Annotated in this window: 23 protein-coding genes; 4 read left to right on the forward strand and 19 right to left on the reverse strand. The window is 67.3% G+C overall.

Translation table 11 applies throughout. The features are described 5' to 3' along the window. Positions 1-109 precede the first annotated feature (109 nt). The 18 genes from fliS to NDB2M1_RS07140 all read right to left on the reverse strand — a co-directional run bounded on the left by fliS (position 110) and on the right by NDB2M1_RS07140 (position 15,284). The gene (fliS, locus tag NDB2M1_RS07055) at positions 110-490 is read right to left on the reverse strand and encodes a flagellar export chaperone FliS (protein WP_072380909.1); all 381 of its coding nucleotides are present in this window, start codon (positions 488-490) and stop codon (positions 110-112) included. Continuing rightward, entirely contained in the window at positions 490-1,929 is a 1,440-nt protein-coding gene (fliD, locus tag NDB2M1_RS07060) for a flagellar filament capping protein FliD (protein ID WP_072380911.1), read from the reverse strand. Before fliD ends, fliS begins: the two co-directional genes overlap by 1 nt. Before the next feature lie 30 nt (positions 1,930-1,959). Further along, complete coding sequence (locus NDB2M1_RS07065) at positions 1,960-3,093, reverse strand: EscU/YscU/HrcU family type III secretion system export apparatus switch protein (protein ID WP_072380913.1); 1,134 nt, start codon at positions 3,091-3,093, stop codon at positions 1,960-1,962. Next, entirely contained in the window at positions 3,086-3,877 is a 792-nt protein-coding gene (fliR, locus tag NDB2M1_RS07070) for a flagellar biosynthetic protein FliR (protein ID WP_072380915.1), read from the reverse strand. The genes NDB2M1_RS07065 and fliR overlap by 8 nt, the downstream gene beginning before the upstream one ends. A 148-nt stretch (positions 3,878-4,025) precedes the next feature. Next, entirely contained in the window at positions 4,026-4,298 is a 273-nt protein-coding gene (locus tag NDB2M1_RS07075; RefSeq protein WP_054121970.1) for a flagellar biosynthetic protein FliQ, read from the reverse strand. Further along, the gene (fliP, locus tag NDB2M1_RS07080) at positions 4,298-5,089 is read right to left on the reverse strand and encodes a flagellar type III secretion system pore protein FliP (protein ID WP_083554717.1); all 792 of its coding nucleotides are present in this window, start codon (positions 5,087-5,089) and stop codon (positions 4,298-4,300) included. The genes NDB2M1_RS07075 and fliP overlap by 1 nt, the downstream gene beginning before the upstream one ends. 4 nt (positions 5,090-5,093) lie before the next feature. Then, the gene (locus tag NDB2M1_RS07085) at positions 5,094-5,363 is read right to left on the reverse strand and encodes a flagellar biosynthetic protein FliO (protein WP_054121969.1); all 270 of its coding nucleotides are present in this window, start codon (positions 5,361-5,363) and stop codon (positions 5,094-5,096) included. Then, positions 5,363-5,623: a flagellar motor switch protein FliN gene (gene fliN / locus NDB2M1_RS07090; RefSeq protein WP_054121968.1), complete on the reverse strand. Its 261-nt coding sequence runs from the start codon at positions 5,621-5,623 to the stop codon at positions 5,363-5,365. Before fliN ends, NDB2M1_RS07085 begins: the two co-directional genes overlap by 1 nt. Before the next feature lie 27 nt (positions 5,624-5,650). Then, complete coding sequence (locus tag NDB2M1_RS07095) at positions 5,651-6,535, reverse strand: flagellar motor switch protein FliM (RefSeq protein WP_054121967.1); 885 nt, start codon at positions 6,533-6,535, stop codon at positions 5,651-5,653. An 8-nt stretch (positions 6,536-6,543) separates the two neighbouring features. Beyond that, entirely contained in the window at positions 6,544-7,149 is a 606-nt protein-coding gene (locus NDB2M1_RS07100; protein ID WP_054121966.1) for a flagellar basal body-associated FliL family protein, read from the reverse strand. 31 nt (positions 7,150-7,180) lie between these two features. Continuing rightward, positions 7,181-8,512, reverse strand: a complete 1,332-nt coding sequence (locus NDB2M1_RS07105) for a hypothetical protein (protein ID WP_143146670.1) — start codon at positions 8,510-8,512, stop codon at positions 7,181-7,183. Between the two features lie 43 nt (positions 8,513-8,555). Then, the gene (locus NDB2M1_RS07110; protein WP_072380921.1) at positions 8,556-8,987 is read right to left on the reverse strand and encodes a hypothetical protein; all 432 of its coding nucleotides are present in this window, start codon (positions 8,985-8,987) and stop codon (positions 8,556-8,558) included. Then, positions 8,984-10,306 carry a FliI/YscN family ATPase gene (locus NDB2M1_RS07115; protein WP_072380923.1) on the reverse strand — a complete coding sequence of 441 codons (1,323 nt, stop codon included), beginning with the start codon at positions 10,304-10,306 and terminating at the stop codon, positions 8,984-8,986. Before NDB2M1_RS07115 ends, NDB2M1_RS07110 begins: the two co-directional genes overlap by 4 nt. Then, positions 10,300-10,899, reverse strand: a complete 600-nt coding sequence (locus NDB2M1_RS07120) for a FliH/SctL family protein (RefSeq protein ID WP_072380925.1) — start codon at positions 10,897-10,899, stop codon at positions 10,300-10,302. Before NDB2M1_RS07120 ends, NDB2M1_RS07115 begins: the two co-directional genes overlap by 7 nt. Continuing rightward, the gene (gene fliG, locus NDB2M1_RS07125) at positions 10,892-11,908 is read right to left on the reverse strand and encodes a flagellar motor switch protein FliG (protein WP_072380927.1); all 1,017 of its coding nucleotides are present in this window, start codon (positions 11,906-11,908) and stop codon (positions 10,892-10,894) included. The genes NDB2M1_RS07120 and fliG overlap by 8 nt, the downstream gene beginning before the upstream one ends. Continuing rightward, a complete protein-coding gene (gene fliF, locus NDB2M1_RS07130) occupies positions 11,905-13,611 on the reverse strand; it encodes a flagellar basal-body MS-ring/collar protein FliF (RefSeq protein WP_072380929.1) in 1,707 nt (568 codons plus the stop codon). The genes fliG and fliF overlap by 4 nt, the downstream gene beginning before the upstream one ends. Positions 13,612-13,614: 3 nt before the next feature. Then, a complete protein-coding gene (gene fliE / locus NDB2M1_RS07135) occupies positions 13,615-13,932 on the reverse strand; it encodes a flagellar hook-basal body complex protein FliE (RefSeq protein WP_371328193.1) in 318 nt (105 codons plus the stop codon). Positions 13,933-13,991: 59 nt separating this feature from the next. After that, the gene (locus NDB2M1_RS07140) at positions 13,992-15,284 is read right to left on the reverse strand and encodes a sigma-54 interaction domain-containing protein (protein WP_083554718.1); all 1,293 of its coding nucleotides are present in this window, start codon (positions 15,282-15,284) and stop codon (positions 13,992-13,994) included. 233 nt (positions 15,285-15,517) lie between these two features. Between NDB2M1_RS07140 and NDB2M1_RS07145 the strand changes: the two genes are divergently transcribed. Next, entirely contained in the window at positions 15,518-16,393 is an 876-nt protein-coding gene (locus tag NDB2M1_RS07145) for a flagellin N-terminal helical domain-containing protein (protein WP_072380935.1), read from the forward strand. An 88-nt stretch (positions 16,394-16,481) separates the two neighbouring features. Here the strand turns inward: NDB2M1_RS07145 and alr are convergent, their stop codons facing one another. Continuing rightward, positions 16,482-17,756: an alanine racemase gene (gene alr / locus NDB2M1_RS07150; RefSeq protein ID WP_072380937.1), complete on the reverse strand. Its 1,275-nt coding sequence runs from the start codon at positions 17,754-17,756 to the stop codon at positions 16,482-16,484. A gap of 156 nt (positions 17,757-17,912) precedes the next feature. On the opposite strand from alr, the gene NDB2M1_RS07155 reads away from it, so the two are divergent. The 3 genes from NDB2M1_RS07155 to NDB2M1_RS07165 are packed head-to-tail and all read left to right on the forward strand — an operon-like array spanning position 17,913 to position 19,524. Continuing rightward, on the forward strand, positions 17,913-18,215 hold the full coding sequence (locus NDB2M1_RS07155) for an ArsR/SmtB family transcription factor (protein ID WP_371328194.1): 303 nt from the start codon (positions 17,913-17,915) through the stop codon (positions 18,213-18,215). Between the two features lie 23 nt (positions 18,216-18,238). Beyond that, positions 18,239-18,697 (forward strand): ArsI/CadI family heavy metal resistance metalloenzyme, encoded by a 459-nt coding sequence (locus tag NDB2M1_RS07160; protein WP_072380941.1) that lies wholly within the window; start codon positions 18,239-18,241, stop codon positions 18,695-18,697. Then, entirely contained in the window at positions 18,694-19,524 is an 831-nt protein-coding gene (locus tag NDB2M1_RS07165) for a transglutaminase-like domain-containing protein (RefSeq protein WP_072380943.1), read from the forward strand. Before NDB2M1_RS07160 ends, NDB2M1_RS07165 begins: the two co-directional genes overlap by 4 nt. Positions 19,525-19,566: the final 42 nt, after the last annotated feature.

Raw genomic sequence — 19,566 nt, forward strand, 5'->3', positions numbered from 1 at the left:
TACTTTGCCGGGAAGCTGCCATTACTGCGCCGCATTGGCAAGGTGATCGCAAACAGCCGGGAACTCGCCGTGCCCCGTGACGGTTGGGGCAAGGCAGCCATCGCGGCGCTCAGCCGGCCGCCGTTCCCAGCATCGCCTCGCGGATATCGAGGAGGTCGGTGCGGATGGTTTCGAGTTGTGCGGGGTCGAAACGCAGCGCGTTGTCGAGGATCGTGCGGCGGGCGGCCTGGTAGAGCTGGAGAAGGGGCGCGCCGACGGGGTTCGAGCTGTCCACGCCGAGTTCCAGCGCGGTGATCGCCGCGACGGCGCGGGTGAGTGCGGCGCTCTTGGCGGCATTGTCGCCGTGCTCCTGCGCATAGATCGCGCGGCCGAGCGAGCCGGCGGCTTGCTCGAGGCACAGCGCGACGAGCTGGAGCGAGCTGGCGCCCTTGACGCGTGCATCGAAATCGACGCGGCGGTAGGTCTCTCCGGGATCACGGCTCAGCAGCATCAGTTGTTCTTCCCGTTCCACGCGTCGATCTGGGCCTGCAGGAACGACAGGGTCGATTTCGAGCCGGTGATGTTCGTATCAAGCTTCGCGAAGCGCGTGACGAGGCGCTGGCGCAGGTCTTCCTGCTTGGTCTCGATCGTGCTCTTCTGCGTCCCGAGCGTGGTCTGCAGCTTGGTCAGCCGGGCAATCGAGCCGCCGAGCGAGGACGCATCGCTGGTCGAACCGACCGTGCGCGCAAGTTTGTCGAACGTGGCGTAGACACCGTAGAGGCCATTGGTGAACATCGCGCCGGTGCCGATCGGATCGCGCTTGATCGTCGCGGCGAGGCGATCCGTATCGAGGCTGAAGCTGCCGTCGCGGTTGGTCTTGAGGCCGAGGTCGGCAAGCGTGGTGGGCGCGCCGGTGGTGTTGGCGGGCATGACCTGCGCACTGGCCAGCGTGGTGAGCTGGCGGCGCAGCGTACGCGCTCCGGGATCGTTGCTGAGGACGCCGCTGGTGGGATCGGTATCCTTGTTGAGTTCCGACACCATCTCGTTGAGCGCGGAGGTGAGGTCCTGCATCGCGCTGGTAATGGCCGCGCCCGGATCGCTGTAGCTGATCGTGGTGGGCGCGCCCGGATTGGTGCCGGTGAGCTTGAGCGATAGGCCCGGGGCGGCGTCGCTGATCGTGTTCGTCTTCGAAGTGCGGGACACGCCGTCGAGCAGGAAGGCGGCGTCGGTGGCCGGGGTTTTGAGCCGCGAAAGGTTCGTGGCCGGGTCCCATGCCAGCGCCGAAAGACCGGGGTTCAGGGGATCTTCCGTCGCCTCGAGCACGAAGCCGTTTGCCGCGCCGTCTTCGCCCTTGAGCACGAGCTGCGGGCCACTGGCGCCTGCCGCGACATAGGCGGTGACGCCTGCGCCCTTGGCGTTGATGGCGCTGGCGATATCGCCGAGCGTGGCGGTGCTGGAAACGGTGATGTCGACCTGCGCGCGCGATGGGTCGGCGGTGAACGTGCTGCCGGAAACGGTGCCGAAGCGCAGCGTCAGCGTGCCTGCGCCGACAGGGGCGGTCTCGCTGGCGAGCGCGGGGGAGACCAGCGTCTGCGCCTTGGCCAGCGCGGTGACTTCGAGCGTCGTCGTGCCGCGCCCGGTGGCCGCGCCCTTGCTGACCTGGGCCACGCTGGCATTGGCGATCTGCGGCGTCGCGGCAAGGTCGCCGGTGCGTACGCGGTCGCCCAGCGAGGACGCGAGGCTTGAAATCATGCTCCTGAGCGTGGAGGCGGAGGAGATCTGGGACGTGATCCGGTCCGTCTTCGCGGTGATCTGATCGAGCCGGGCCGCGTACTGCGCGGCAGCGAGCTGTTCCGCCAGCTGCGACATGTTGATCCCGCTGCCCGCGCCGAGCGTGGACACCAGGTTGGCGGTGGCCGAAGTCGAGGAGGTGGCAGACGTGGTCGGCATGTTTTCCAGAACGGTCGATGTGAGGCGGGCTTAAGCCGCTTCGGGTCGGCCTTCGGCGTCGAACCGCAGTTCCAGCGGGACATCGACCTGCGGCTGCGGCGGCGCATCGCCGCGCTTCAGCGCAAGGACGAAGGCGAGGACGGCGGCGACGGCGGCGTAGAGCTCCTCGCGGATCATCTGGTTCTCGCGCGTGGTGAAGTAGACCGAGCGTGCGAGCGCGGGAGACGAGAGCGTGGGAACGGCCATTTCCACCGCCATTTCGCGCATCGCCAGCGCCTTCTCGCCACGTCCTTTGGCGAGCACGACGGGGGCGGGGGCCTTGTCCGGATCGTAGGCGAGCGCGACGCTGAAGTGGGTCGGGTTGGTGATGACGAACTGGGCTTCCTTCATCGCCGAGGCGAGCCCGCCCATCGCGATCTGGCGCTGGCGCTGGCGGATTGCCGCCTTGCGTTCGGGCGAGCCTTCGCTTTCCTTGTTCTCGTCCTTGAGGTCCTGCAGCGACATGCGCAGGCGCATCATGCGGCGCAGGTACTGGACCGGGTAATCGACCAGCGCGATGACGACGAGGCCGCCGCCGAGGGCATAGAGCAGGGCGAGCATGGTGTCCCAGCTGTAGGCCAGTTGCCCGCGCAGTTCGCCGCTACCAAGGCCGGTGATGGCGGGGAGGCGGCCCTTGACCCAGATATAGGCGATCGTGCCGAGCAGCAGGAGCTTGGCGAGGCCTTTGCCGAGCTCGATCCAGCCTTGCGGGCCGAACATGCGCTTGAGGCCGGACAGTGGATTGAGGCGCGAGGCCTTGGGGGCGAGATTGCCACCGACCCAGCGGCCTTCGCCGAGGCCGAGTTGCGAGACGAGGGCCGCGCCCATGAGGACTGCGCCAAGCGTGAGCACGGGAGGCAGCGCAGTGATGAGGGCCGCGGTGATCAGCGGCGTGGCGTCGAAATGATCGAGGCTGGCGCGGTCCCACGTAAGGCCAGTACGCGCGGTGCGGCTCATGCTGTCGAGCAGCCACGGGCCCGCAAATTGCAGCCATGCCGCGCTGGCGAGCACGCCGACTGCGATGCCAAGTTCGCGCGGGCGCAGGACGTCGCCGTTCTTGGCGGCATCTTTGCGGCGTTTCTCGGTCGGGGCGAATGTCTTTTCGCCCGGTGTTTCCTCAGCCATTCTTCGGGCTCACCAATTGTGCCGACTGGGTGACAGCGGTGAGCGAGAGGTCGCTTAGCTTGTCGGTGAGCAGCGGTGCAGTCAGGATCAGCGCGGCGATGCCGGCAAGGACACCGGCAGGCAGGCCCAGCGCGAGAAGGTTGAGGCTGGGCGCAGAGCGGCTGATCACCCCGGTCATGACCTGCACCAGCAGCAGCAGCAGCGTGACAGGCAGCGCGATGGCGAGCGCGGCCGTGACCATCTGCGTCCCGAAGCTGGCGACCAGCAACATGCGGTCAGGCGTGAACCAGGCGGAGCCGGGCGGGAAGGTCTCGTAGCTCTGCACGATCAGCGCGAACCACGTGAGATGCGCGCCGAGACCGAGGAACAGCACGGTCAGGAGGACCGAGAAATACTGTCCCATGACCGGCGAATGGGCGCCGCTGACCGGGTCTGCGGTCGCAGCGATACTCATGCCCATCGAGCCGCCGATCACCTCGGCAGCCATCAGCGGTGCGGCGAAGCTCCACTGGAGGACGAAGCCGAGCGAGAGGCCGATGAGGATCTCCTGCGCGGTGATGAGGAGGCCGGAAAGTGTGAACAGGGCAGTCGGAGCGGCGACCGGAGTCCAGGCGCAGATCATCACGGCGACGGCACCGGCAAGGCAGACCCGCAGTTGCATCGGCACCGAATTGGCGCCGAACAAGGGGGCGGCAAAGAGCGCCGCACCGATCCGCGTCATCACGAAGATCATGCGCCAGAACTCCGCCTCCAGCGCGCCGAAACCGAAGTGGAGGGCGATCATGAGGTTTGCCCCCCTCCCCGGCGGGGAGGGGATGGGGGAGGGGGTACGGCGCTGGCGTGGTCGCGGGACTGGCGGGCCGGGGCTACCCCTCCCCAACCCCTCCCCATCGGGGAGGGGCTTTTCGGGACCGGCCTGATGCGCATCCCCCTCACTTCCCGGTCTGCGCAATCTGGGCGAAGATATCGACGAGGAAATCGCCGATCAGCCCCATCATCGCGCTGCCCAGCAGCACCAGCACAAGCGCGATGGTGGCAAGCTTGGGGACGAAGGTGAGCGTCTGTTCGTTGATCGAGGTCGCGGCCTGCACCACGCCGACGACGAGGCCGACGGCAAGGCTGGCGAGCAGCACCGGGGCGGCGACAAGCGCGGTGACCCAGAGCATGCGGTCGGCAAGGGCGAGCAGGGCGGAGGTGTCGTTCATCAGCCGAAACTCGCAGCAAGGCTGCCCATCAGCAGCGCCCAGCCATCAACCAGGACGAAGAGGAGGAGTTTGAACGGCAACGAGACCACCGTTGGCGACATCATCATCATGCCCAGACTCATAAGGACCGATGACACGACGAGGTCGATTACGAGGAACGGCAGGAACAGCATGAAGCCGATCTGGAACGCGGTCTTGAGTTCGCTGGTGACGAAGGCGGGAAGCAGGATCGAGAAGGGCACGTCCGCGGTGCGGGCAAACTTGGGCGCCTTGGCCATGGTGGCGAACATCTGGAGATCGTGCTCGCGCGTCTGGCGGATCATGAAGGCGTGGAATTCAGTGCCCGCGTTGCCGATGGCCTGCTCGGCGTTGATCGTTCCGGCGGAATAGGGCGCGATGGCATTGGCGTTCACCTTTTCGAGCGTGGGCGCCATGATGAACAGCGACAGGAACAGCGAAAGGCCGATCAGCACCTGATTGGGTGGCGACTGCTGGAGGCCGAGCGCCTGCCTGAGGATCGCCAGCACCACGAGAATGCGGGTGAAGCTCGTCATCATCAGCACGAGGCTGGGGAGAATCGTGAGCAGCCCCATGATGAGGAGCAGCTGGAGCGACAGCGAGAGGCTGCCGTTCGATTGCGCGCCGGCGATCTGGCCGAAGGCGCGGTCAAGAGCGCCTGGGATGGCGCTGCCGGTGGGGGCGGCGGCGGGGGCGAGATCCGCGGCTTGGGCGGGCAGCGCGAAGGCCAACGCGCCGATGGCGGCGAGTGCGAGGACAGGCTTGAGCTTCACCGGATCAGTCCTCGCCGCCCGCGCGCGCGGGCACTTCAGCGAGGCGGACAAGCCCCTGCTTGGTGGCCGAGACGAGTATCTCGCGTCCGCGGAATTCAAGCACCGCAATGCGTTGACCGGGGCCGAGCCACTGCGTCTCGATGATCTTCACCGACTTGGTGCCGCCATTCGGGCTGAAGCGCTGCTCCATGCGGCGTGCGAACTTGAGGCTGGCCCAGGCAAGACCGGCGATCAGCGGCAGGACGACCGCGAGCTTGAGGAGGTACCAAAGCATCAGGCCTGACCATCCTGACCGACCAGCTCGACGATCCGGAGGCCGAAGCGCTCGCCCTGCGCGACCACTTCGCCCCGGGCGATCAGCTTGCCGTTGACCATCACGTCGAGCAGCTCGTCCGTGAGCCGGTCGAGCGTGACCACGCTTTCCTCGGTGAGCGTAAGCACGTCCTTGAGCTTCATGTCGGTGCGGCCGAGCTCGACGGTGAGGCGCACGTCGACGTCCTTGAGGAATTCGAGGCCGCGGGTCTGAAAGGTCATGGGTCTGTCCTGAAAGGTGCCGCCGGGTCAGGCGAGCTGGGTGAGTTGAAGGGCAACGCGGTCGTCGACAGCGCCAACGGTGCCGAGACCGACGAGGCACTCGCCGATGCGCAGGGGCACATTGCGTGCGACCGGCACGGCGAGGACCTGTCCGACTTCGAGCGCCGAAAGCGTGGCAAGCGGGAGCGGCACGTCGACGAGCACGGCGCGCAGGGTGAGCGGCATGTCTGCGAACGGCGGTTCGAGCGGGTCTGCGGGCGTTGCTGTGCGGACGGGCTTGGGCGCGGGGCGGGCGGCGCCGGTCAGATCGGCGAGTGCAGCCATCGGGAAGCCGAGGCGCAAGGTCCATGCGGGCCGCGCCCCTTCACGGATCGTGAAGGTTAGGACGGCGAGCGCGGTGTCTTCCGACATGGCGGCGAGTTCAGCGGTCGAGGCGGCGCGGCGCAGCACGCGGATCGGACCTTCGAGGCCGAGCGTGGCGGCCAGCGGCGGGCCGACCAGCATCTCGATCCGCTGGACCATGAGTTCGGCGGAGAGGGGCAGTTCGCGCGGGAGCGGGGATGGCGCTTCGCCCGGGCCGCCGAACGCACGGTCAAGCAGGCGCAGCACGGTCTCGCCCTCCACGCAGGCCAGCAGCGGTTGGGCATCGGCAATGGCGGCAAGCAGGCCGATGGAAACAAGGCCGGGAGGGGCGAACGCACCGACAGTCAATTCCTCTGGCGCGCTGCAATCCACCACCGCCGCCTCGCCGCCATGGACCGGCGCGAGCGCGAGGCGCAGCTTGCGCGCCAGTTGCTCGCCGGCGCGGGCAAGCAGCGGCAGCAGTTCGGCTGCGGCGGGTGCCGGGCGGAGCAGCGCCGCACTGTGGCGGGCGAGCGGCCGCTGCGCGACGAGAGGGCGTTCGGGCTTCATCGGGCGCTTTACTGGACGATGAAGGTCTTGAAGTAGACGGCGTCGACCCCGCCAAAGCCTTCGGTGTCGGTGAGCACCTTGTTGATCGTGGCGACGAGACGCTTCCGCAGCCGGGCCTTGCCTTCGGCGGACTGGACTTCCTCTCCCGGCGTATCGGCGATCGCGGTGAGCAGGGCGGAGCGGATGGCTAGTTCGTGCTTCTGCAGCCACAGGATCACGCGGTAGTCGCGGTGGGTGGAGCAGGCGAGGCTGACCTGCACCAGCATGTCCGAATCCTTGAGATTCGATGTGAAATCATCGGTAAAGCTGAAGTAGGCGGTGCGGTATTCGCTGCCGCCCTCGCCATCGACTTCGTGACCGCCGCCGCCTTCCTCGCCGTGGCCGCCTTCCTTGGGCGCGGGGGCATAGGGGTCTTCCTCACCCTTGTGGATGAGCTTGGGGTTGTTGTCCTCATGCTCATCGCCATGGCCGCCGCCGCCGATGATCCCGGCTGCGACAAGGCCATAAGCCCCGCCGCCACCAGCGCCGAGCAACGCGACGATCGCACCGATCTTGAGCATCATGCCGCCACCCTTCTTCTTGGGCTTGGCGTCCTTGTCCTTCTTCTCGCTCATCAGGGGTCCTCAGAAACAGGCGTGAAAGGGATCAGGCGAAGATGCCGCCGCCGCGCTCGGTGCGCGGGACGGGCGATCCTGCCGGGTTGGCCGCGGGCTGCCGGATGGCGGGGGGCTGGCGCTGCTGGCTGGAGCCGGGGTCGGAATTGCTGCCGGACTGGCCTTGGGCGAGGCCTTGCTCGCGCGAACCTGGATGCTGACCGGTCGCGGTCGAGCGTGCCGGTTCGGCGACGGCAGCGGCATGTGCGGCAGCGACGGCAGGCGCAAAGGCCGGGTCGGGGCTCGCCATCGCGACCGATAGGCCGGTCGCATCGCTTTCGATCCGCAGCGAGATACGACCAAACTCGCCGTGATGCAGCGCAACTGCAACCGGGCCGCCCTGATCGGCGCCATCGCGCGCACGGGCGATCGAATCGACGAGCTGGTCGAAGCTGAGCGGCTGCGGCGTGGGAGTTGCGGGGGTTTGCAGAGGTGCTGCGGCGGGGGCGCTTCCCGGTTGAGCCAGCGCCAGCGCACCGGCGGTGTCGGGCAGAAGGGCGGGCTTTGCGGCGGGAAGCGCAGCTTCGCTCTCGCCGCGCAGCTTGCGTGTGGCCGGGCGTTCGGAAGTACCTGTCAGCGCCGCCAGTGTCGACGGTTGGGCGCGAGCGGCGATGTCTTGTGCCGCAGCCGGGGTTTTCGAAGCGGTTTCGGGTGGTGGCGCTGCTGGTTCGGCGGGCGCGGCAACGGTGTCGCGTTCGAAAACAAGCTGGGCGGCGGCAAAGGCAGCGGGTTGCGGCGCATTGACCGGGGCAGCCGTCTGCGTGGCCTCGTCCGCGCGCGGGGCGGTCGGCGTTGCGGGGGAGGCGACCTGTCTGGTGGATGCGGTCCGGGGAGGCTGCGAGGTCGCTGCGGACGCCTGCAATCCAGCGGTCGGTGCCTGCCCCGCAACCGGCAGTGCTGCAAGCAGGGCCGGCAGGGGCGAGGCCGTCTCGGCCGATCGATCCGCTTCCGTCTGGTCGCTTGCTGCCACTGCGGTGTCGGCGGTAGTGTCGGCGGTATCGTCCTTGGCTCCCGCCGCGATGAGCAGTCGAAGTGCGGCAACCGGAGCGGCAAGGCTTTGCCGGATCACCGGCAAGGTCTTGCCGGGCTCCTCGGCAGCCGCCGCCTGATCAACGGGAGCTTCGGCGCCAGTCCGGAGCGGTTCCGGTTTTGTGGTTGCGGCAGGGGCGGACTGTCCGGCGGGCCGCGCGTCTTGTGCCAGAAAGGCCGCAAAATCTGACGATTGGCCCCGATCCGTATCGGCATTAGATGCCGCAGGAGCGGTGTCCCGGGCAGGTGCGCGCACCTCTGTGCGCGAAAGCGGGATCGGAGCGGGCGCAGTCATCGCGGGGGGCACAGTCCTTGGCGAGCGGTTTGGTTAACGGCTGCTATTCAAGAGGCGTGCCAAGTGGGCTGGCCGGCTTCGCGGGGTGTGCGGTGTCAGCCGATTTGCGGGCGATACGCTGGCGGGCGGCTTCGATGCGGTCGTCGACCGCGGCACGGCGGCGCTCGGCTTCGGCAGCTTCGGCGGCGCGAGTATCGGCGGCCTCGCGCGCGCGGGCGAGATCGGCGGCGGTCTGGTCCGCGATGCGGGTGAGGCCTGCCACGAACCGCTGCGACTGCCTGAGGTCCGCCCCGGTGGTGGCATCGCGGCGCAGGCGATAGGCATCGATCAGAGCGGCCGTCCGCGTCTGGAGATTGGCGACTTGCGCCAGCGCAGCTTCCGCCCGCGCCGCTTCCGCCAGCGCTGTCTGGCGGGCGATGCTGCGCAGGCGTTCGAGGCGGCGCAGGCGTTTGAGCTTTGTCTTCTCGGCACTCATGCAGCCATCAGTTCGGCGAGTTCAGCAATGCTGCGGTCCATGGGGATCACTTCGCGCTGCGATTGGCTGAGGAACTGAGTGAGCGCGCCGTGCATGGCGATGGCGCGGTCGAGCTGCGGATCGGCCCCGGCGCGGTAGGCGCCCATCAGGACGAGATCGCGGTTGGCCTCGTAGTTGGCGATCAGCGCGCGGAAGGCGCGGGCGTCGGTCTGGTGGAGCGGATCGATGATGTCGTTCATCACGCGGCTGAGCGAGGCGGCGATGTCGATCGCCGGATACTGGCCGCGCTGGGCAAGATCACGGCTGAGCACGATGTGGCCGTCGAGAATGGCGCGCGCGGTATCGACGACGGGGTCATCCTGGTTGTCGCCATCCGCGAGCACGGTGTAGAGCCCGGTTACCGAGCCGCCGCTGGCCGCCGAATTGCCCGCGCGCTCGACCAGCTTGGTGATCGTCGCAAGCGCGCTGGGCGGATAGCCGCGCGCGGCACCGGGTTCGCCGAGCAGAAGCGCGATCTCGCGCCCCGCGTGGGCGACGCGGGTGAGGCTGTCCATGATCAGCAGCACCTGATGCCCGGCGGCGCGGAAGTATTCGGCCATCGAGGTCGCCAGCATCGCGCCGCGGATGCGCAAGTTGGGCGCGTGATCGGCCGGGACGGCAACGACCACGGAGCGGGCGCGGCGTGGACCGGACATGTGCTTTTCGACGAAATCGGAAACTTCGCGGGCGCGCTCGCCGATCAGGCCGACGACCACGATCTCGGCTTCGGTGCCGTGAGCGATCATGTCGAGTAGCACGGACTTGCCGACGCCCGAACCCGCCATCACGCCGATGCGCTGGCCGACGCCGAAGGTGGTGAGCGCGTTGAGGGCGCGGACGCCGACATCGAACGGTTCACGCACGGGGGCGCGGTCGAGCGCGCTGCCGCGAATGCCGCCGGAAGGCCATTCGGCGCGTGCCGCGATGGGCGGGCCGCCGTCGATGGGCAGGCCCTCGCCATCGACGGCGCGGCCGAGGAAGGCTTCGCCGACGGGGAGCATGCCGGGCTTGCCTTCGGGCCGCACACGCGCGCCGGGGCGGAGCAGGACGGTATCGCCAAGCAGCATCATCAGCATGCGCCCGGCGCGAAAGCCGATGGTTTCGGCCAGCAGCGAACCGCCGCCATGTGCGATGCGGCACTGCGCGCCGATGGGGAGCGAAAGACCGCTGACTTCAAGCAGGCCGCCGTCGCAGGCGGTGACGAGACCATAGCGACGCGGGGCAAAATCGGGCTGGGCTTCCTCGCAGCGGACGAGGAGGGGGAGAGCAGCGTTCAGCATGAAGACAGCGCGTCAGAGAGCGCGCGGGTCCAGGTGCCGGGGCCATCCTCGACACCGCCGGCCGTGCCTTCGATGCGCAGCGCGCCGCGTTCGAGCGACGGATCGGGTTCGAAGTGCCAGTCTTCGGGCAGGCGGGCAGCAAGCAGCGCAAGATCTTCGGGATGGAGGCGGATCACGCGTTCATCTGCCGCGCGCGCAAGCATGCCGGCAGCGGTTTTGACGCGGTCGGCGAGCGCATCGGGATCGATGGCATAATCGCCAAACAGCGGCATGCACAGCGCAAGGACGGTATCACGCAGGCGCGCCTCGAGTTCGCGCGTGAGATCGGCGTCGAGGCGGCCAAACGCGAGTTCGAGTTTGGCGCGGGCGGCATCCTGCTGGGCAAGAGCCTCGCGGAAAGCCGCTTCGGCATCGGCAGCGCCTTGCGCATAACCGGCGGCAAAAGCGCGGGTTTCGGGGTCTTCCTCCGGTTCCGGTGGCGGCGGAGCCGGTTCAGGCGCAGCGGCTCCGCGCACAAACCGGTGATCCTCCCGGAAACCGCCGGGCGTGAGGCCCAGCTCGGCCAGCGACAGTACACGTACCGCGCTAGACATAGTCGTCGTCGCCCGCGCCGAATACGATCGTGCCTTCGGCGGCGAGGCGGCGGGCGGCGGTGACCACCGCCTTCTGCGCTTCGACCACTTCGGCCATCTTCATGCGGCCGCGCGCCTCGATCTCGTCGCGCACCCCTTCCGCCGCGCGGCTCGACATCGCGCGGAAGAAGCATTCGCGGGTTTCCGGCGCGATGCCCTTGAGCGCGGCGATGAGCGTATCGGAATCGACCTCGCGCAGCAGCGAGCCCATCGATTTTTCGTCGAGCACGAAGAGGTGCTCGAACTTGAACATCTCGTTCTCGATGGCCTTGGCGAGCGCTTTGTCCTGCTTGGCAATCTCGGGCATGACGCGCTTCTCGACCGCGCGGACCGAGGCGTTGATGATGTCCGCCGCCTCGCGCGGGCCGCCCATGGTGAGCGCAGCGCTGCCGTGGCATTCGGTGATGCGCTGGGCGAGAAGGTCTTCGAGCATCGCGATCGCCTCCGGCGCGACGGGGCCAAGCGTGGCGATGCGCTGGATCACTTGCGGCTGGAGCGGCTCGGGCAAGGCATGGAGCACGCCCGCCGCGACATCGGGATCGAGCTGGACAAGCAGCACGGCGAGCGCCTGCGGATGTTCGCCCTGCACCAGTGGAACCAGCGCATGCGGTGTGAGCCAGCGTGCGAGTTCAAGGCTGGAGCCGGGGCGCGGCGCATCGGGGGCGATGCGCTGCATGAGGTTGTCCGCCTTGAAATCGCCGACAGCGCTGGTCATCAGCTGGCGCACCTGATTGACGCGATCAGTAGCGCCGATGGTGACGGCAGCGGCATTGTCGACGAAGCCCTGCAGTGCCTGCGTGATCGCATCGGCGTCGATCTCGCCGATCTCGCACATCTTCGCGCCGAGCAGCCGCAGCTCGGCGGGTTCGAGCTGGGAAAGCAGCGTGGTGGCGAGCTGATCATCGAGCAGCATCATCATGACTGCGGCACGAGTGGGGCCGCTGATCTCGGGTGGGGCCTCGGTGGTCATTCCAGTCCCTCGGGCGCGGGTTCGTTGAGGAGCTGGCGCAGCGCGTTGAGCGCCGAATCCGGCTGTTCGACGACGATGCGCTGGGCGACGCCGACCTGGCGGCTGAGCGCATCGGGATCGATTTCGCCGGTTTCGGGATCGATGATCGGCTCGATCTGCTGGATCTTCTTGCGGCGGCGGCGGACGGGGGTTTCCTCACCGTTCTCGTCGATCTCGCCTGCTTCGCCGGCCTGGTTCTCCGCAGTCTCCTCAGTGTCCTTGACGACAACGGGGGCCGGGTCGCGCTTCAGTGCCTTGATCAGCGGGCGCACGCCGAGCAGCAGGGTCAGCAGCACCGCGAGCAGCGCGACGACATTGCGCACGATCATCGCGAACCACGGCGTTTCCCAGAAGGCGGGCGGGGTGACCGCGACTGGGCTGAAATTGCGGACGACCACCGCGACCTGATCGCCGCGGGCGGTATCCGCGCCCACCGCGGCGGCGACGAGCTGCTTGATCTGGTCGATCTCGGCGGGCTTGGCCTTGGCCATGATCGCGCCGGACAGCGCGACGGCGACGGAGAGCCGCTTGATCTTGCCGGGCGTCTGGTTGGTGACGGCGACTTCGCGGCCGAGTTCATAGGTGCGCGCGGAGGAGCTTTCGCCGCTGGCTGGCGTGGCACTCGGGGCCGGAGTCGGAGCGGGCGTGGGCTGCGCGCCGGGTGCGCCGGGCTGGGCGGTGGTCGGCGGCGGCGGCGTATTGGAGAGCACGCCGGGGACGCCCACGGCGGACGCCGCACCTCCACCCTGCGAGGCGGACTGCGTTTCCGAGCGGACCACGCCCTGCTTGTCATAGCTTTCGCGCGCGGAGGTCAGCTGGTCCATGTCGAGATCGACCTGGATCTCGCTGGAGAAGTTGCCTTCGCCGAGCATGGGGGTGAGCAGTTGCGAGACTTGCGTGCGCAGCTTTTCTTCCATGCGCGATTGGAGGTCGAGCCGGTCGGTATCGCCGTCCTTGCCAGAGGACAGCAGGCGTCCGTGCTGGTCGATCACCTTGACGGCATCGACCGAGAGGGAGGGCACCGAACCGGCAACGAGATTGACGATGGCGCCGACCTGGCTGTCCGCAAGCTGCCGCCCACGTGCGAGCTTGACCATCACGGACGCGGTGGGCGCGGCATTGTCGCGCACGAATACGGACCTTTCGGGCTCGGCGAGGTGGACGCGGACTGCCTCGACGCCATCGATCTGCATGATCGTGAGCTCAAGCTCGCGTTCGCGCGCGGCGAGCAGGCGCTCGCCTTCCAGGGTGCGGCTCGCGCCCATCGGCAGTTTGTCGAGCATCTGCGGGCCGGTTTCGGGCGTCGCGATCGCGCCATCGGAGGCAGCGACCATGCGCGCCTTGTAGAGATCGTTCTCGCCGACCGAGACGGCGCCGGTCGAGTTGTCGATGGAGTACGCGATCGAGGCCTTGTCGAGTGCGGCGACAACCTGCGCCCGCTCGCTGTCGCTGAGATCGCTGTAGAGGACGCGCTGGGGGGCGGGCGCCATGGTCATGTAAAGGAGCGCGGTGAGGCCCGCAGCGGAGACGCCCGCAAACCACGGCAGCGCGCGGCGCACCGGCGGCTGGCCCAGGAACGCGCCGGTGCGCGCAAGCATCGAGCCACCCGCCGGATCGGTGAGCGGGGCAAAGAGGGACAGGCTCGGATTCGCTGGATCGGCCATTTATCAGACCCCCATTCTCATGATGTCCTGATAGGCGGTGAGCAGCTTGTTGCGCACCTGCAGCGTAGCTTCGAAGGCGACGCCGGCTTCCTGCCGCGCGAGCATGACCTTGGCGATGTCGGTCACTTCGCCCTTGTCGTAGCCTTCGCTCAGCTTCGAGGCGTTCTCCTGCACCGCGTTGACGTTATCGAGCGCCGACTTCAGCGCGGAGGTGAAGCCATTTGCAGGCGCTTCGGGTGCAGCTTCGGTCGCGCCCGAGGCAGGCGTGCGGACTTGCTGGAGGAGCTGCGAGCGATCGATAATCTGCTGGCGCAGCGCCATGATCTGCTGGAGCCCCCCGGCTCCTCCGCCAATCCCCCCCCCAAGGGCATTTGGCCCGCTCATCGCCGGCTACCTGCCACGGCAATGCCGTTCTCGCGAAATTCGGCGAGGCGGTAGCGCAAGGTGCGTTCCGAGATACCGAGCTTGCGCGCTGCGGCGACGCGGCTGCCGCCGCAGCTGTCAAGCGCGGCGAGGATCGCGCGGGTTTCCGAGAGCTGGACGATGTTCGACAGCTTGCCGCCGGGGACCGTTCCTGCGTTCAGCGGCACGATATCGGCAGGAGTGTTCTCACCGGCGGCGCGGACCGGGCGGTCGAACACCACGTGCTGCATGCCGATTTCGGCCGCATCGCCTGCCAGAAGCAGCGCGCGGCGCATGACGTTTTCGAGTTCGCGCACATTGCCAGGCCAGGCATGGGCTTCGAGCATGGCCAGCGCGGCCTCGCCGATCCACGGCACCGCCCGGCCCTGAGGGACATGGCGCAGCACCATGGCGAAGGCGAGCGGGGCGATATCGGCCGGGCGGTCACGCAGTGCGCTGAGCTCGAGCGGGAAGACGTTGAGGCGGTAGTAGAGATCGGCGCGGAAGCGGCCTTCCTCGACTTCGCTGGGCAGGTCGCGGTTGGCGCAGGCAATCACGCGGACGTCGACCTTGACCGGCTTGGTCGCGCCGATGGGAACGACTTCGCCTTCCTGCAGCACGCGCAGCAGCTTGGCCTGCAGCGCCAGCGGCATCTCGGCGATCTCGTCGAGCAGCAAGGTGCCGCCGTGGGCAGCGCGGAAGAAGCCTTCCGAGGCGGCGTTGGCGCCGGTGAACGCCCCCTTCTGGTGGCCGAACAGCATGGCCTCGAGCATGGTCTCGGGCATCGCGGCGCAGTTGATCGCGATGAAGGGGGCAGCGGCGCGGGGCGAGCGCATGTGGATGAAGCGGCTCAGCACTTCCTTGCCGGTCCCGGTCGGGCCGTTGATGAGGACCGGGATCTCGGCTCCGGCAAGGCGTTCGGCCAGCGCGAGGACCGAGAGCGTTTCGGGATCGGCGGCGACGGGGCTGCCGGCAGGAGCGGCGCAGGCGACCAGCGCGGCAAGCACCGCGGGATCGGCGCTGTCGGCATAGGCCAGATCGTGGCGGCCGCCGTGGCTGCGGGTAATGGCATTCACAGCGCTGCGCGAAAGCAGCACGGTGCGATCGAACAGGCCGGGGCTGGCAGGCTCTTCCGCGCCGCGCAGGGTATAGGTTCCAGCAGCGGTGAAGCTCCCCAAAACCGACCGCGCCCGTGCAAGCAAGGCGGCATGTGGCGAAGATGGGGTGGCGGCGCTTCCTCCTGTCGTGCGCACTGCCTGATCCGTGTTCATGAATATCAGCCCTGTCTTAACCATCGTGACGGGCTGTTTTTCGCGCGAAAACGTCAAGCCGACCGAAACTTTAAGCTCCGCGCCTGCCCTAAGGGCTACTACTTGGATGCGGCAGATCGCTGCCGACCGCCCCCTTAAACCCGGCAGCTTCTTGCCGGTCTTTGCCGTGGCTGCCGCGTCGATCCCCGACCGGCGTCAACCGGGGAACGACCCCTCTCATACGGAGACAGACCATGGCGGTTATCAATACCAACATCGGCGCCATCAAGGCGGCCAACGCTTCCAACTCGGCGGCCAAGATGGCCGGCACGGCAATGGAACGCCTCTCGACCGGCAAGCGCATCAACGGCGCGAAGGACGACGCGGCGGGCCTCGCCATCGCCACCACGATGACCTCGCAGATCAAGGGCATGAGCCAGGGCGTGCGCAACGCCAACGACGGCATCAGCCTTGCGCAGACCGCGGAAGGTGCGCTCAACGAAGTGACCAACATGCTGCAGCGCGTCCGCGAACTGGCCGTCCAGTCGAAGTCGGGCACCTACCAGCAGTCGGACCGCGACGCGATGCAGTCGGAAGTCGGCAATCTCAACGCCCAGATCTCGGACGTGCTCAACAACACCAAGTTCAACGGCAACAACGTGTTTGCGGTGGTCGGCGCGACGCCGGCGGCGACCGATGATGTCACGTTCTCGATCCAGACCGGTGCGAACACCACCGACACGGTCGACATCGTCTCGAAGGCCTTCGACGGCACCAAGTTGTTCGGCGGCACCGACACGGCCTATGACGCCGCTTCGACCACGCAGGCGCTCGACGTGACCGACGCTGCCAAGGCTTCGACCACGATCGACAACGTCGACGACGCGCTCGCCAACGTCAACTCGACCCGTGCGACGCTCGGTGCCGGCCAGAACCGTCTGGAATCGGCCGTCAACAACCTGAACGACAACATCACCAACCTGTCGGACGCCCGTTCGCGTATTCAGGACACCGACTACTCGGCTGAAACGACCGCGATGGCCAAGGCCCAGATCCTGAGCCAGGCTTCGACCGCGATGATCGCGCAGGCCAACCAGAGCCAGCAGAACGTCCTCTCGCTGCTGCGCTAAGTCCCAGCTCCCCCCTGCAAGCCCGTTCTCCACCGGGCTGGCACCTTCGCCCGGCGATCCCTCCACGGATCGCCGGGCTTTTTCCTGTTCAGAGCGGCTTCAATACGCGGGGCAGGGTTGCGCCGAGCACGGCGAGCATTTCAGGAGCATAGGCGCTGGAATTGGCCTCGAACTCGGCCTGGGTGATCCGGTCCGCACCCTGCGCGCCGAACAGCACGACTTCATCGTCGAGCGAGACATCGCGGTGCTCGGTCACGTCGACCATCAGCGTGTTCATGGTGACCCGGCCGACAATGGGCGCGCGGCGCCCACGGATCAGGACCTCGGTGTGGTTCTTGCTTTCGGCCGGAAATTCGGGCCGGTTGGCATGGCTGAAGCCGCGCCGCACGCCATCCGAATAGCCGATCGGCACATTGGCCAGCCAGCTTTCGCGCTCCAGCCGGAACGTGCGGTCGTAGGCCACCGTCTGTCCGGCGGGGTAGTGGTTCACGGCGGCCACGCGCGACTTGATCGTGGGGACGGGAATGAAGGCGCTCGTCTTCACCGAGCCGGGATCGCCATAAAGCGCGCCGCCGACGCGGACCATGTCGAGCCGGGTATCGGGCTGGGTGAGCGTAGCGAAAGTGTTGGCGGTGTGGCGGGTGAGGCCTTCGGTCTTGAGGCCTTCGCCTTGCAGCCACGCCAGATCCTCCTTGTAGCGCGCCAGCTGACCAAGGATGTCGGGTGCTTCCTCGCTGGGGTAATGCGTCATCGCGCCGGCAATCCGCAGTCCCTTGAGCGCCAGCAGCGCGCGGGCATCGGTCTTGCCGTACTCCGTGGATAGCTCCACCCCGTTGCGCGACATGCCGCCCGCGTTGAGCGCAAGGTGGACCGGCAGCGGAAACCGCGCCCGGCGCTTCAGCCAGATCGCCTCGAGCCGCGCGGCCGCCTCGGGATTGCCGATCAGTTCGACCAGGCCGAGGCCCAGCGCGTCCTCCATTTCCTCCGGATGCGCGAGGCGGATGCGGTAGAGCCGCCCGCGATAGCCCAGCTGGCGGACAACGCGGGCCTCGTCGTTCGAGGTGATCGCGACGTCGGTGATGCCGGCCTTGATGATCGAGGGGATCAGCAGCGCAATACCGTTCCCGTAGCCGTCTGCCTTCATCACCGCGCAGATGCGGGAAGGGGCGACCATGGCGCGCAATGTCGCGATATTGGCCTCGAACGCGGCAGCATCGACTTCGATCCACCCGTTTCGGCGCTGGGCCTGCGCGAGCGTGAGGCCGAAGTTGGTGGCCGAGAGGATGGGTGCGGCAGCGGCGCGGGCGGCGAGGAGGCCAGTGCCAGCTGCAGCCGCGCCCAGAAATGCGCGCCGCTTGATCATGTCGTTCCCCTCCCTGCTGGTGATGGGAGACGCTAGGCGTCTCGAAAGCAAGGGTGCAAGCCTGCGATTTGCACCGATCCGGATATCGACAGGCTTGACATCATTCAATTATTCGATATTTCCAGAAATATGGAATCAAAGAAAGCTATAGAAGCCTTGGCTGCGCTGGCCCACGAAGGTCGGCTTGCCGCATTCCGATTGCTGGTGCGGGCTGGTGACGAGGGCTTGCCAGCTGGAGAACTGGCCCGCCTGCTTGCATGTCCTGCCAATACGCTCTCGACCAATCTCGGCATTCTTTCGCGCGCCGGGTTGGTCACCTCGCACCGCGAAGGCCGCTCCATCGTCTATGGCGCCAACTATGACGGCATGTCGAAGCTGGTCACCTTTCTCACCAAAGACTGTTGCGAAGGGCGCGCCCGGGTGTGCGAGCCGGTGGACGTCGTTGCCCTTTCACTTTGATCTTCCTGTGAGGAGAAGCATCCATGAAGCGCCTGCATGTTCACGTGTCCGTCGATGAGCTCGCCTCCTCGATCTCCTTCTATTCCGCGTTGTTCGGAGCTGATCCGGTGGTCAACAAGCCGGATTATGCCAAGTGGCTCCTCGATGATCCGCGAGTGAACTTTGCCATCTCGCGCAAGGATGACAACGCAACCGGCCTCAATCACCTTGGCGTCCAGGTGGAAACCGAGGACGAACTCGCCGAGGTCTACGAACGGCTCGGTCGCGCCAACATCGCGTCACAGCCCGAGACGTGCGCCCGATGCTGTTACGCGGAGTCCGACAAGCACTGGGCCGTCGATCCCAGTGGCATCGTGTGGGAAGCCTACCGCACGATGGGGGCGATCGCGGTCTATGGCGAGGACCGGGGGCAGAGCATTGTCGAGGCGCTAGCTGCCGCTCCCGCGCCGGAGACAACGCCTTCATCCTGCTGCTCCGCATGATCGATCTCGCACCGGGGTCTGCGACTATCGAGTTCAAGGCGAGCCCGGGTGAGCTATTTCTCCTCCCCGGCCCGCTCGATCTGTTTGGGCTCACCTCGGAACTGACGGTCGAGGGTCTGGAATTGCTGGATCTGGTACCGGGAAATTTCGGCCCGCAGCGCGCTGTGGTGGCGCGCGCCACGTGCAGCGCGCCGTCCGCCCGCTATGACTGGATGAGGACAGATGAAAAGCGGGACCAAAGCTGGCTGTGGCATCCGCCGGAGCATGCACTTTCCCGCGCGTCACCCGGCCTGGCGCACCATGTCAGTCGATTGGTCGCAGGACTTGACGAAGCGGGACAGGAGAGAGCGGTGATTGCACATGCCGCCTCGTCGTTTCGGTACGGTCACGGCAAGGGCCGCTTCACCGATGGAACCAGTGCGGTTCCGGTTTTGTCTTGCGGGGTGACTCGGGGCAGCTGTGTGGACATCCACACGTATGCAGTGGCAGCCCTGCGCAGTGCCGGATTGCCCGCCGCCTATGTTGCCGGGGTGTTCTGGCCGGAAGGCGAAACCACCGCCAACGACATGCATTGCTGGATCGCCACAGGCCTGGAGGGCGGTCGCTACTGGGACTTGTCGCACGACATCATTGTCGGACGAAAACCACAGCCCGATCTGCTGGCAAGACCGGGGCGGCGGCTACCTCTCTCCATCGGTCGCGGTTTGCACTTCATGTGGCAGGGTCATGAAGTCGAGATCAGCCATTTCGCGCTCCCACATCGGCTGTCGGCCGATGGAGCTTTCGAAGTGCCGGCTCAGCTGTTTCTCGGTGGAAGTGCTGCCTAGCCGGGCTTGCAAACAAGAACGGCGTTTCTCGCCGCGCGTGCT

Source organism: Novosphingobium sp. NDB2Meth1, assembly GCF_900117425.1.
Lineage (GTDB): Bacteria > Pseudomonadota > Alphaproteobacteria > Sphingomonadales > Sphingomonadaceae > Novosphingobium.

Bases quoted from the DNA above. Each gene is read 5' to 3' on its own strand.
- NDB2M1_RS07105 (WP_143146670.1), bottom strand. From the start codon at position 8,512: ATGACTGCGCCCGCTCCGATCCCGCTTTCGCGCACAGAGGTGCGCGCA.
- NDB2M1_RS07100 (WP_054121966.1), bottom strand. From the start codon at position 7,149: ATGAGCGAGAAGAAGGACAAGGACGCCAAGCCCAAGAAGAAGGGTGGC.
- NDB2M1_RS07095 (WP_054121967.1), bottom strand. From the start codon at position 6,535: ATGAAGCCCGAACGCCCTCTCGTCGCGCAGCGGCCGCTCGCCCGCCAC.
- NDB2M1_RS07110 (WP_072380921.1), bottom strand. From the start codon at position 8,987: ATGAGTGCCGAGAAGACAAAGCTCAAACGCCTGCGCCGCCTCGAACGC.
- NDB2M1_RS07120 (WP_072380925.1), bottom strand. From the start codon at position 10,899: ATGTCTAGCGCGGTACGTGTACTGTCGCTGGCCGAGCTGGGCCTCACG.
- alr (WP_072380937.1), bottom strand. From the start codon at position 17,756: ATGATCAAGCGGCGCGCATTTCTGGGCGCGGCTGCAGCTGGCACTGGC.
- NDB2M1_RS07160 (WP_072380941.1), top strand. From the start codon at position 18,239: ATGAAGCGCCTGCATGTTCACGTGTCCGTCGATGAGCTCGCCTCCTCG.
- NDB2M1_RS07140 (WP_083554718.1), bottom strand. From the start codon at position 15,284: ATGAACACGGATCAGGCAGTGCGCACGACAGGAGGAAGCGCCGCCACC.
- fliS (WP_072380909.1), bottom strand. From the start codon at position 490: ATGCTGCTGAGCCGTGATCCCGGAGAGACCTACCGCCGCGTCGATTTC.
- fliN (WP_054121968.1), bottom strand. From the start codon at position 5,623: ATGACCTTTCAGACCCGCGGCCTCGAATTCCTCAAGGACGTCGACGTG.
- fliE (WP_371328193.1), bottom strand. From the start codon at position 13,932: ATGGCGCTGCGCCAGCAGATTATCGATCGCTCGCAGCTCCTCCAGCAA.
- NDB2M1_RS07165 (WP_072380943.1), top strand. From the start codon at position 18,694: ATGATCGATCTCGCACCGGGGTCTGCGACTATCGAGTTCAAGGCGAGC.
- NDB2M1_RS07085 (WP_054121969.1), bottom strand. From the start codon at position 5,363: ATGCTTTGGTACCTCCTCAAGCTCGCGGTCGTCCTGCCGCTGATCGCC.
- NDB2M1_RS07145 (WP_072380935.1), top strand. From the start codon at position 15,518: ATGGCGGTTATCAATACCAACATCGGCGCCATCAAGGCGGCCAACGCT.
- fliF (WP_072380929.1), bottom strand. From the start codon at position 13,611: ATGGCCGATCCAGCGAATCCGAGCCTGTCCCTCTTTGCCCCGCTCACC.
- fliD (WP_072380911.1), bottom strand. From the start codon at position 1,929: ATGCCGACCACGTCTGCCACCTCCTCGACTTCGGCCACCGCCAACCTG.
- NDB2M1_RS07115 (WP_072380923.1), bottom strand. From the start codon at position 10,306: ATGCTGAACGCTGCTCTCCCCCTCCTCGTCCGCTGCGAGGAAGCCCAG.
- NDB2M1_RS07075 (WP_054121970.1), bottom strand. From the start codon at position 4,298: ATGAACGACACCTCCGCCCTGCTCGCCCTTGCCGACCGCATGCTCTGG.
- fliR (WP_072380915.1), bottom strand. From the start codon at position 3,877: ATGATCGCCCTCCACTTCGGTTTCGGCGCGCTGGAGGCGGAGTTCTGG.
- NDB2M1_RS07065 (WP_072380913.1), bottom strand. From the start codon at position 3,093: ATGGCTGAGGAAACACCGGGCGAAAAGACATTCGCCCCGACCGAGAAA.
- fliG (WP_072380927.1), bottom strand. From the start codon at position 11,908: ATGACCACCGAGGCCCCACCCGAGATCAGCGGCCCCACTCGTGCCGCA.